General features: G+C 77.9%; 7 protein-coding genes. All 7 read right to left on the reverse strand.

What is annotated here, in order from left to right:
* Positions 1–4: 4 nt before the first annotated feature.
* Positions 5–2,374, reverse strand: a complete 2,370-nt coding sequence (locus tag ACIPSC_RS32735) for a WXG100 family type VII secretion target (RefSeq protein WP_400831423.1) — start codon at positions 2,372–2,374, stop codon at positions 5–7.
* A 50-nt stretch (positions 2,375–2,424) separates the two neighbouring features.
* Positions 2,425–3,177, reverse strand: a complete 753-nt coding sequence (locus ACIPSC_RS32740) for a hypothetical protein (RefSeq protein WP_400831427.1) — start codon at positions 3,175–3,177, stop codon at positions 2,425–2,427.
* A 1-nt stretch (position 3,178) separates the two neighbouring features.
* Positions 3,179–3,469, reverse strand: a complete 291-nt coding sequence (locus tag ACIPSC_RS32745; RefSeq protein WP_400831430.1) for a WXG100 family type VII secretion target — start codon at positions 3,467–3,469, stop codon at positions 3,179–3,181.
* A gap of 59 nt (positions 3,470–3,528) precedes the next feature.
* Positions 3,529–3,861, reverse strand: a complete 333-nt coding sequence (locus ACIPSC_RS32750; RefSeq protein ID WP_400831434.1) for a WXG100 family type VII secretion target — start codon at positions 3,859–3,861, stop codon at positions 3,529–3,531.
* Positions 3,862–4,067: 206 nt separating this feature from the next.
* Positions 4,068–7,340, reverse strand: coding sequence for a right-handed parallel beta-helix repeat-containing protein (locus ACIPSC_RS32755; protein WP_400831437.1), 3,273 nt, complete (start codon positions 7,338–7,340; stop codon positions 4,068–4,070).
* Positions 7,337–9,733, reverse strand: coding sequence for a hypothetical protein (locus ACIPSC_RS32760; RefSeq protein ID WP_400831440.1), 2,397 nt, complete (start codon positions 9,731–9,733; stop codon positions 7,337–7,339). Before ACIPSC_RS32760 ends, ACIPSC_RS32755 begins: the two co-directional genes overlap by 4 nt.
* Positions 9,730–11,097 carry a type VII secretion protein EccB gene (eccB, locus tag ACIPSC_RS32765; protein ID WP_400831442.1) on the reverse strand — a complete coding sequence of 456 codons (1,368 nt, stop codon included), beginning with the start codon at positions 11,095–11,097 and terminating at the stop codon, positions 9,730–9,732. The genes ACIPSC_RS32760 and eccB overlap by 4 nt, the downstream gene beginning before the upstream one ends.
* Positions 11,098–11,103 lie beyond the last annotated feature (6 nt).

Genomic DNA, 11,103 nt, shown 5'->3' on the forward strand with positions numbered 1-11,103 from the left:
CGGATCAGTGGGTGGCGCCGGTGCCCGCGCGGCCCTCCGGCGCGGTGCCCCAGACGCTCTCCTCCTGGACCAGCAGGTGGGCGAAACCCCGCTGCTCGGCGGGCTCCTCGGCCTCCGACGGGTCGGTCTCCTCGGCCGGTTCGGGTTCCGGCTCCGGCCCGCCCTCGCCGCACCCGAGCACCAGCGGCGACGCGGTGTGCGCGCCGGCCGCCGCGGTGGCGCCGGCGCGGTCCGGCTGCCAGGTGGACCAGGGCTCGGTCGTGGCGTCGTCGGTGGCGGCCGTCCGGTCCTCGGTACCGTCCCGGCCGTCCCGGGCCGGGCCGACCGCCCAGAGCAGCTCGACGAAGGCCCCCGCCTCCCGGTCCCACAGCCCCGGGTCCTCCTCGGTGCCGTCCGGCACGGGCCTGGGCAGGGCGGCGGTCCGCTCGGCCACGGTGAGCGGCTCCGCGGGGCCGGGACGCTCCTGCGCGCCGGTGGCCTCCGCCGCGGCGCCGGCTTCGGCCGGACGCCGCTGCGCCTCGGGCCCTACGGCCGAGGTCCGGGCGGCCGGGGCCGTCGAGACCGCTGCCGCGCCGAAGCCCGGCAACAGGCCCACGCCCGGCAGTACGGCCGGTGCCGGCGACCCCGCCGACGCCGCGTCACCGGCGCCCTCGGCGGCAGCCCACGGCTCGGCGCTGGGGTCGAGCAGGCCGAAGGCCTCGGAGCGGACACCGGTGGCGTCCTCGGAGCGGCCCGCGGCCGGCGCGGCCCCAGCGGCGGGCAGGAAGGGCAGACCGCCCGCCATCAGGCCCTCGCCGCCGGCCGCCGCGCCGTCGGCCGAGCCGGCCTCGTGGTCCTCCCCGGCCGCCCCGCTCTCCCAGGGCTCGGAGCTCGGCGCCAGCAGCCCGGAGGCGTCGGACCGCTCGCCCGAGCCGTCCGCGCCCCGGCCCGCCGGGGCACCGCCCATGCCGGGCATGAAGGGCATGCCGGCCCCGCCGAAGCCGGCGGGCAGGCCGGACTCGGTGGCCGTTCCGGCGGTCAGTCCGAGGGGCGCGCCCTCGCGCAGACCGTCGGTGGTCCCGGTGCCGGTCTCCTCGCCGTCGCCCTGCCCGGTGCCGACCCGCCCGCCGAGACCGAGGCCGCGCGGGAAGCCGGCCAGTCCCGCCGAGGTGCCGGCCCGGCCGGCGGCGAGGCCCTTGGGCAGGGAGCCGAGGCCGCCGATCCCCCCGAGGGCGAGCGACGGAAGCGCGCCGAGCGCCCCCAGGCCGGCCCCGTCCAGGCCCCCGAGGCCGTCGAGGCCCCCGAACCGGCCGGGGCCGTCGAGGCCGCCCAGCCCCGGGAAGGAGACGGGGTGGAGCGCGCCGTCGAGCCCGGTCGGGTCGAGGCCGCCGAGGCCACCGAGGCCGGTCCCGCCCGGGAAGGGCGTCGGCCGCCCGAGCAGGCCGAGCCCGTCGAGGTCTCCGACCCCGCCCGTGCCGCCGCCCAGGTCGCCCACCGAGCCGAAGCCGGTCGGGTCGAGGGCGGTCGGGTCGAGACCGGCCGGGTCCAGGCCTGCGGAACCCAGGCCGGCCGGATCCAGGCCCCCGGGGCCGAATGCGCCCAGCTCCGTGCCGATCGGGTCGCCGCCGCCCGGCAGCCCGGTGCCGAGGCCGGCCGGGTCCGGCAGCGGCTCGGGGCCGCCGGGGCCGTCCGCCCCGGGACCGTCCGCGGGGTCGTTGATCGGCGAGGGCACCGGCTGCGGGGAGACGATCGCGTCGACGGTGAACTGGTAGTGCGCGGCGAGCGTCTGCAGCACCACCCGCATGTCCTCGCTCATCATGTGGACCAGCTCGGGCTTCTGACTGATCGGGATGAGACCGTTGGACATCGGCGTGACGTTCATCCGGATCGCCTCGTTGGCGTAGTGGTGGTCGATCTCGACGATCTTGTCCCGGGCGTTCTTGAGGGTGACGGCGTTGTTCGCCAGTTGCTGGGGCACCGAGTGGCGGCCGGTCGAACCGCCGGACAGCACCTTGGCGTTGGCCAGCACCTGGCGGGAGAATGTGGTCATCATGTCGAGGAAGGCGTCCGCGGCCGGGCCGCGCCACGGCCCGTCGTCCCCGGCCAGCGCCTTGGCCTGGTCGACCAGGCTCTTGCCGACCGCCTCCAGGCTCCGCTGCACCCGGTGGAAGACGTTGGCCGCGTTCTGGAGCGACTGCGGGTCGGAGATCGTCTGCGCGTGCAGGTGGTTTGCGTCCGAGCCGACCCCGGCGGACATGCCGGTGATGGCCGCCATGATCTGCTTCCAGTCCCACAGGACGTAGTCGTTCCTCGAACCGACCGCCGTGCCGTCCGGGCTGCCGAAGACCGTGCCGTCGTCGCCCTGGTGGAAGCCGTGGCCGTTGTAGTCGGGCACCCGCCCGCTCTCCTCTCGATCCGCCGCGCCGGCGCGGCCGGCCGGGCCGGTCAGGCCCGGGTGTTCCCGTTGCCCTCGCCGTTGCCGCCGTCGCCGTTGCCCGTCCCGCTGCCCGGACCGGTACCGCCGGTGCCGGGGCCGGTACCGCCGGTGCCGGGGCCGGTACCGCCGGTGCCGGGGCCGGTACCGCCGGTGCCGGGGCCGGTACCGCCGGTGCCGGGGCCGCTGCCGGTGCCGCCGGTCGCGGTGACCACGGCGTTGAAGTCGCCCACGGCGTCCGTCATGGCGAGCTGGAAGTCCCGGGCCGTCATGGCGTTGGCCTCCTCGGTCGTGCGGTACTTCGCGCTCAGCGACCGGACGCCGTCCCGCAGGTCGGTCAGCCCGGTCACCAGCGAGGCCAGCGAATCGCCGAAGTCCTTCTTCAGCCCGTCGTCGCCGTTCGGCCCGTTCACCTTGTTGCGCATCAGATTGGCGTGGTAGAAGGCGCCGGGGGCCACCGAGACGCCGTCCAGCGCGGTGATCACGGCGTTCATCGGCTCGATCAGCCGGTCGATGTTGGCGGCGAAGAGGTCCAGCGAGGGCGTGCTGACCGCGGTGGTGCCGGGGCCGGTGGCGCCGTTGCGCGGCACGGTCGGCAGCAGGATCGGGTCGGTGTCGCTGAACGTGCCGTGGCCGGCGCCGACGTTGGGGTCGCCGGTCCAGTGGTGGTCGCCGCCGGACCCGGAGCCCGAGCCGGAGTCGTCCCCGCCCCCGTAGTCCTCGTTGTTGATGTTCGGGTCGGACGACTCGTCGGTCTCTGACATGTCACTGGTCCCAGAGGCCCGCGCCGAACCGCTCACCGGCGTGGTACGCGTCGTGAGCCCCGCCGAGCGCCTCCGTCGCGCTCCGTGCCAGCGCGACCATCTCGGCCGCCGCGGCGTCCCAGCGGAGCTTGGCCGCGTCGTACGTGCTGCGGGCGTCGCTGCTCCACTCGCTCAGGTGCTGCGTGGTGCCGTCGTCCAGCTGGCTCAGGGTCTGCTGGAGCCTGCTGCTGATCGCCGACATCTCGCCGACGATGTACTCGACCTGGCTCATGTTGATCGTGTAGGTGCTCATGGGGTGACTCCTCCGGGGTTCGGGGCTTTGGCGCTGCGGAGACGGCGTGGCGGGGCGGTCTAGAAGCCGGGCAGCGGGGCGGCCATCCCCTTGCTGAGCTGGGAGGCCAGGTCGGTGGTGGCCTGGTGGGTGGTGTCGTAGCTGCCGGTGTTCGCCTGGAGCTTCTCCAGCATCAGGGCCAGCTGGCCGCGCACGGTGCCGAAGTCCTGGATCCAGGTGTTCATCGCGCCGAGGTAGGTGTTGGACGCCTCACCGGTCCAACTCGCCTGCAGGGTCTCGATCTGGCTCGCCATCTGCGTGTAGGTGCGGTTCACCTCGTCCAGCGCGGTCTGGAAGTTGCCCTGGGCGGACAGCATCCCCTCGATGCTGACGGAGGTCGTCTGGTTGGCCATCGGCCGGTCCTCTCAGGAGTGTCGGATCCAGGCCCTGTCCGGTCGATCTTGCCGGGCAAGATCGGCCGGCCAGGGTCTACCTGTCTGCCATGCTGGTGGAGCCGTGGCGGGCCGGGTAGCGGATCACGGCCCCGCTGCCCCGGCGACCAGCGATCGCTGCACCCGGCCGCCCTCCGCCCGGCCGGAGGGTGCCCCGGGTCCCCGGCTCACACCGCGACGGCGCCCGGCTCCGCCCGGTCGCGCGGCGGCGCGGACCCGGTCAGGTCCGCCGCGGCGACCGTGCGGGTGCGGGTCCGTGCGGCGATCCGCAGGGCCAGCCGGTGGGCGCCGAACGCGCCCTGCCCCGGGTCCTGCCCGGCCAGCAGCGCGCGGGCCTCCTCGGTGACCTCGAAGCCCAGCACCGCCAGCCGTCGCGCCGTCAGCTCGGCCAGCTCCGCACCGCTGTACGCGGGCAGTCGCAGGTACTCGGCGAAGGTGCCCGCCAGATCGGTCCTGGCGGCCAGCAGGTCCAGCAGGTAGGGCGGGTGCCCGGAGAGCACCAGGACGGCGCCGTGCGCGTCCCGCCCGGCCGCCTCCGCCGCCAACGCGTCGACCACCGCGGCCTGTTCGGTGGCCGGCCGGCGCTCGAACGACGGGTCCGCCTCGGCCAGCAGCACACCTCCCGCGGCCCGCCGGAAGGCGTCTGCCAGGACGCCGCGCGGCTGCTCCGGCCAGCGCGCCGGGACCTCCGACAGCGGCAGCCGGTCCAGGGTGCCGAGCGGGAGGACGCCGGCCCCGGCCAGCGACCTCGCATAGGCGTCGGCCAGAGCGCGCCTGCCGCTGCCGAGAGGGCCCTCCAGGACGACGTCGGCCAGGCCCTCGGCGCCCTGGCCGAGTTCGGCGAGGACGTCGAGCCGGGCCGCCAGCGCCTGCCGGACGGGGCCGAGGCCGGTCAGCGCGGCCAGGTGGCGGGCGGGAGCCGCGGCCGGACCGGGAGCGGGACCGGACGCGGGCGCGGGCGCGGCGCTCGGAGCAGGACCGGGGCCGGGACCGCCGGCGTCGGGCCCGGGGGCGGCGGCCCCCACCGGCCCCGCGCCGACCGACCCCGGTACGGCGGCGACGTCGGCGGCGGTCAGCAGGCTGAGCTCGCCCTCCTCGGCCGGCGGCCGCGCGGCGAGCCGGGACGCCTGGCTGCTGATCATCGACTCGAACACCTGGCGGGCCACGCGGCCGTTCCCGAAGGTCGGGCCCTTCGGCACTCCCGCGAACCAGCGGCGCAGCCCCGCCACGGCGTCCGCGGTCAACTCGTAGCAGTGCTTGGCACAGAGGCCGCGGACGATGGTGACCAGCTCCTCCGGCGCGTAGTTGGGGAACTCCACGGTGCGCGAGAAGCGGGACGCCATACCGGGGTTGGAGGCGAGGAACTGGTCCATCTGCTCGGAGTAGCCCGCCACGATGACCACCACTTCGTCGCGGTGGTCCTCCATCAGCTTCATCAGCGTCTCGACGGCCTCCTGCCCGAAGTCGGGCCCGCTGCCGCGGGACTGGTTGGTCAGGGTGTAGGCCTCGTCCACGAAGAGCACACCGCCGAGCGCCTTGGTGAAGACCTCCGTGGTCTTGATGGCCGTGCCGCCGATGATCTGGGCGACCAGGTCGGCGCGCGCCACCTCCACGATGTGGCCCTGGCTCAGGATGCCCAGCTCGGCGAGGACGGCGCCGTAGAGCCGGGCGACGGTGGTCTTCCCGGTGCCGGGCGGCCCGGCGAAGACCAGGTGCCGGCTCATCGGGGGCATCGGCAGGCCCATCTCGGTGCGCCGCTTGGTCATCCGGTTGAGGTTGATCAGCCCGGTGACCTCCTGCTTGACGCTCTCCAGGCCCACCAGCGCGTCGAGTTCGGCGAGCGGACCGCCGGCCGGACGCGGCGGTGCGCCGTCGCCCCCCGCACCGTCCCCCGCGGCGCCGTCCCGGGCCGTGCTGGGCTGCGGCCGGTCGGCGGCGTTGTCCCGGACGTCCGTGCCGTCGAGCCGCACCGCGCCGGACGCGCCCGTGGCGCGCACGCCGTCGCCGCCGTTGTGCGCCACGGTGCACCCGGCGAGGTCGGCCCGCGCGTCCGGGTCGACCTCGACGCCGTGACCGCGCGCGCCGGTCACCCGGCACCCCGCCGCGGTGAACGAGCCGCCTGCCAGGACGCGCACCCCGACACCGGAGGAGCCGGTGAACTCGCTCTCGTGGGCGGCCAGGTCGGCGCCCTCCCCGACCAGCGCCGGGCAGCCGTCCAGGGTGGCGGCGGCCAGGTGGGCCGCGGCGCCGTCCAGCACGGCCAGCCCCTGGCCCCGGCCGGTGGTGGCGATCCGCACGCTCTGGAGGCGGCCGGTGGTGGACGGGCCCGCCAGTTCGACGCCGTGCCCACCGGTCAGCGTGATGCCCGCCTCCCGCAGGGCCAGCCGCGCGCCGCCCTCGGCCCGGACGCCGTGGCCCGGGCCGCCGGTGACGGTCAGCCGGTCCAGCTCGGCCGCGGCTCCGTCGGCCACCAGGACTGCGGCGGTGGCGGCGTCGCGCACGGTCAGGCCGGAGGCGGCGGCCGTGCTGCCGGAACCGGTCACCCGCAGGCCGACCGGCGTCCCGCTGACCTCGCAGTCGGTCAGTACCGGCCGGGCGCCGCCGGCGACCTCCACCCCGCTGCGGGCCGCGCCGGTGATGGTGCAGTCGCGCAGCACCGGCGCCGCCCCGTCGGCGACGTGCACCGCCTGGGCGGCCGAGCCGACGAAGGTGCAGCCGGTGAGCGTGGTCTCGCCACGGCCGGCGAGGTAGGCGTCCACCGCGGCACTGCCCTCGACGGTGACCTCCGTCAGCGTCGCCCGGCCTGCCTGTTCCACGGCGACGCCCGGCTTTCCGCTGCCGGTGATCCGGGTCCGCTCGACGGTGACCGCCGCGTCGCCGTTGACGCAGAGACCGTTGCCGCGGGGCCGGACCAGCCGGCACCCGCGGACCTCCAGGCGTCCGTGCTCGGCGACCACCACGGCCGAGGAGCCGGCGTCGGCCACCTCGGTGTCCTCCAGCACGCTGCTCCCGGTGGAGGTGACCACCACACCGGCGCCCTGCGGGTTGGCCACCGCACAGCCGCGCGCGGCCAGCGAGGCGTCCTGCCACACCAGCACGGCGGCCCACGCCGCCCCGGCGACCCGGCAGTCGTCGAGCGCGGTCTGGCCCCGGCGCAGGTCGAGCACCGGGGCCTGCGGATCGGCGCCGGACAGCACCAGGCCGGACAGCCGGACCGCCTCGGCCTCCACCACCACCGTGCTGCCGGCGGCGGCGTGAACCTCCACCGGGCCACCGTCCCCGGCGGCGACGGTCACCGGCCGGGTGATGTCCAGCGCCTCCTCGTAGCGGCCGGGGGCGACGGTGATCAGCGCCCCCTCGGACGCCTCGGCGAGGGCGGCGGCGATCGAGCGGTGGGCGCCCGGGCGGCCCGGCGAGACCAGCAGGACCTGCCTGCTCACGGGCGGGCTCCTTCCGTACGGGAGGTGGACACGCGGGGCGTCGACGAGTGGGGTTCGGACGAGTGGGGTTCGGACGGGCGAGGCGTGGACGGGCGCGGTTCGGACAGCAGCCCCGGCGGCTCGGTCCATTCGGCGTCCTCGTCGGTGCCGACACCGGCGAGCGCGGACGGGATCCGCTCCAGGGCGGCCAGCGCCATCGCGTCCAGCCGCGCCGGGGCCGTGTCGGCCCGGCCGTCGGCGGCCGCCTCCGAGGGCGACAGCTCGCGCAGCATCACGGTCCGGCCCTCCACCCGCAGCACCTTGAAGCCGGTGCCCGGCAGGAACAGCACCCGGTCCGGCGGCTCCGGGTCGAGCAGCGCGGTCCGACGGGCCGTCATCGACCAGATCAGGACGTCGGTCGCACCGGGCGGGCCGGGCCGGAGCGTGGTGCGGGCGTGGCAGAACGCCCACTCGGTGAGCAGCCCGCCCTCGCGGTACAGCGCCCGCTCCGCGTCGGTGAGCCGGGTGCGCAGCAGCGCCGGGCCCCGGTAGGACGGCAGACGGCGCAGCCCGGCGGCCACGCACCGCGCCAGCGGCACGTGCGCGCCGGGGGCGGCCAGGCGCACCGCGGCGTCGGCGGCGCGGCTGTCCCCGCCGAGGTAGAGCCGGACGGCGGCGAGCTCGGTGAGCGTCACGGCCGCCTCGGCCCGGTCCGCGGCACGCAGGCCCGGCGCCTCCGACATCGCCCGCGACACCGATCCGGCGATCGCGTTGAACTGCTCGCTGAAGGTGCGGCGCACCCAGTCGCGCTCCTGGTCGATCCCGCGCTCGGGCGGGACGGCGCAGGCGGCGGCGGTCGGGGTCGGCTGCACCCGGACCCGGGCGGGCGCCGGCTCCGACGACGGGGCGGCCGGGGGCCGCGCGGCCGGAGACGGCTCCGGGTCGGACGTCGGCGGCACGGGGGCGGCCTCCGGCAGGGGCGGCGGGCCGCCGGACTCCAGGCGGAAGCTCGGCACCGGCGCCCGGGAGGGCCGCTCCGCCCGCACCCGCGCGGGGAGCGGGGCCTGTACGGGGGCCGACGCGGGGTCGGCTTCCGGCGCGGGGGCGGGGTCGGCCTCGGGCGCAGGGGTCTCCGCCTCGGGGGCAGCTCCATCTGCCGTGACCGCGCCGGCTGAAGACGGGAGCGAGTCGGTGGCCTCCGGGGCGGCATCGGGGGTGCCACCGGTCGGCCGGTCCGGCGCCGCCGGGCCCAGGGCGGCCGAGGCAGCCGGGGCGGCCACGGCCGTCGCACCGACCGACGGCACGCCGGAGGACGCCGGAGCCACGGGTGCCGCCGCACGCTCCGGCGGCGGCAACGGACCGTCGGCAGCTCCGGCCGCCCGGACCGGAGCAGCGGGAGCCACTGCGGGGACCGGCCCACCGCCGGGCCCGCCGGAGACCAGGACGACGGCAGGGCCGGACCCGGCCGCTTCCCCGGCGCCGAGACGCGGCCCCGGAGCGGCGTCCGCCCCGGCGGTCGCGGACGCGCCGACGCCGAGCCGCGGCGCCGGCAGGTGCAGCACCTCCTCCGGCCGCCACACCCCCGCGCGGCCCGTGCTCCCGGCGCCGTCCGCCACCGAGGCGGCGTGCGGCAGCTCCGCGTACCGGACGACCGGGTGCCCGAGGGCGGCGGCGAGCGCCGGGCCGGGTTCGGTCCCGTCGGGGACGTCCAGCGCGCCGTGCAGCACGAACCGCGTCGCCGGGCGGGCGCCGGGCAGCACCGTGGCCCAGAACCGCGCCAGGTCGTCGAGCCCGACCCGCGGCGCGCCGGGGCCGCCGACCACCACCAGCAACAGGTCCGGGTCGGCCGGGACGGCCTCGACCAGCCGCCGCCGGTCGGCGGCCGACGGCTCGGCGCGGGTGCTGCGCACCCAGACCCCGCAGGGCAGCGGCTCGGCGACGGCGTGCGGGCCGAGCGGCCGGGGGCGGACCGGGGCGGAGAACTCCCAGGCCGGCTTCGGGAACCGCTGCGAGTCCCGTTCGGCGGCCCGGCCCGGGCGGTAGCGCAGCCAGCCCTCGCCGTGGTGCGCGGGGACGAACAGTCCGCCGGCGACGGTCGGTGACACCTCGCCGTCGGGCGCGAGCACCTCGCGGCCGAGCCGGTCGGCGATCCCGGCGGCGGCCTGCCGGACGTCCGCGCGACCGCCGCGGCCGAAGACCAGGCGCAGGCTGCGGTACCGGGCCGGGGCGAGCAGGCGGGCCACCGACGGCCAGGCGGTGCCGACGGCCCCGTCGGGCAGGTCGACCACGACCAGGGTGTGCAGGTCGTCCCGGGCGAGGCCGCGGGCGAAGGCCATCGCCCGCTCGTCCGGCCGTCCCTTGGGGTGGACCAGCAGCGCGCCGCCGTCCGCGACGGCGGTCAGGCGCAGTCTCATGACCGCCGCCCGACGGCCGCGGCGGCGCGGCTGAGCGCGGGCCCCTCGGGGAGGAGCGCGAGGACGTCGGCGGGAAGTGCGACGGCCCGGTGGGTGTCGCCGAGGCCCAGGGCGCGCGCGGCGTCGGCGTCGGCGACCGGGTAGCGGGTGCCCTGTTCGGTGATCAGGTAGACCGGCCCGCCGCCCGCTGCGGTGGCGAACAGCCCGCTGCCGGGCGGCATGACGACCGGTCGCAGGCCGACCGGGGCGAGGGCGAGGCCCGCCACGCCGCCGGGGGTGGTCCGCAGGCAGAGCGTGCCCGCGTCGGGGGCGCGCAGGCCGAGCACGGCGGGGAGGCGGTTGAGCAGGGAGCGGTCCGCGGAGACGGGCGCGGCGGCGACGTCCGCCGGGGTGACCGTCCGCGGGGCGGCGGCGCCGGGCACCGCCGCGAGCAGGGCGAACTCGGTGGCGCCGACCGGGGCGAGGCCGTCGGCCCGCTGCACGTAGTGGTGGGCGTCGGCGCCCGCGCCGGTGCGGAAGAGCCGGCCGGTGACCGAGTCCTGCCCGGCGACGGTGCCGGCGGGGGCCCCGGCGCCGGGGAGCGGGTCCACGGCCAGCGGGACGCCGGTGGGTACCGCGGCGAGCCAGTCGGCGGGGGCGGGGACGGCCGGACGGTCGTCCAGGCCGAGCGCGATCAGCGCGGAGTCGGCGGGCACCGGGTACTTGGTGCCGCCGGCCAGCAGGTGGCGGGCGCCGTCGGGCCCGGCCACCAGCACGGCGCGGTCGGCGGCGAGCGCGGGCAGCGCCTCGGCGGCCGCGCCGAAGACCAGGCCCTGCCCGACGGCCGCCCCGCCAGGGCCCTTGCCACTGCCCACCGCCGCGGCAGAGGCCGCGCCACCCGGTGGCGGGGCACCGGTCACGTCGGTCCGCAGGCACCGTGCCCAGGCGCCGGTGAGCAGGCGGGACGCCGCGGGTACGGCGTCCGGGGCGTCCGGGATGCCGACCGGGACGCCGCGCGGCGTCCCGGCCAGTGCCCCGGCGGCGACGCTCTCGGGCGCGCCGGGGCCGGCGGCCAGCAGCAGTGCCGAGGCCTGGTTGCGGGTCGGGTGGAGTTCGCCGTCCAGATAGACGTAGCGGTTGCCGGTCTCCTTCTCCACGACCAGCGCGCCGTTCTTGCGCCACGCGGTGCCGGCCGTGGGCGACAGCAGCCCGGACACCACGAAGCCGCCGCAGAGCAGGACGGCGACGCCGGCGCCGAGCACGGTGCCGAAGGCCGAGCGGCGGGTCGGGCTGTCGCCCTGCCCCGGGTCCCCGCCGACCAGGGCGGAGGCGAGCCGGCCCATCGCGAACTGGTAGGACTGCACGTGGTCGCGTCGCGTCTGCACAGCTCC

Source organism: Kitasatospora sp. NPDC090091 (genome assembly GCF_044747365.1).
GTDB lineage: Bacteria > Actinomycetota > Actinomycetes > Streptomycetales > Streptomycetaceae > Kitasatospora.

Coding starts and splice junctions, on each gene's coding strand:
- ACIPSC_RS32740 (WP_400831427.1), bottom strand. CDS start 3,177: ATGTCAGAGACCGACGAGTCGTCCGACCCGAACATCAACAACGAGGAC.
- ACIPSC_RS32760 (WP_400831440.1), bottom strand. CDS start 9,733: ATGAGACTGCGCCTGACCGCCGTCGCGGACGGCGGCGCGCTGCTGGTC.
- ACIPSC_RS32745 (WP_400831430.1), bottom strand. CDS start 3,469: ATGAGCACCTACACGATCAACATGAGCCAGGTCGAGTACATCGTCGGC.
- ACIPSC_RS32750 (WP_400831434.1), bottom strand. CDS start 3,861: ATGGCCAACCAGACGACCTCCGTCAGCATCGAGGGGATGCTGTCCGCC.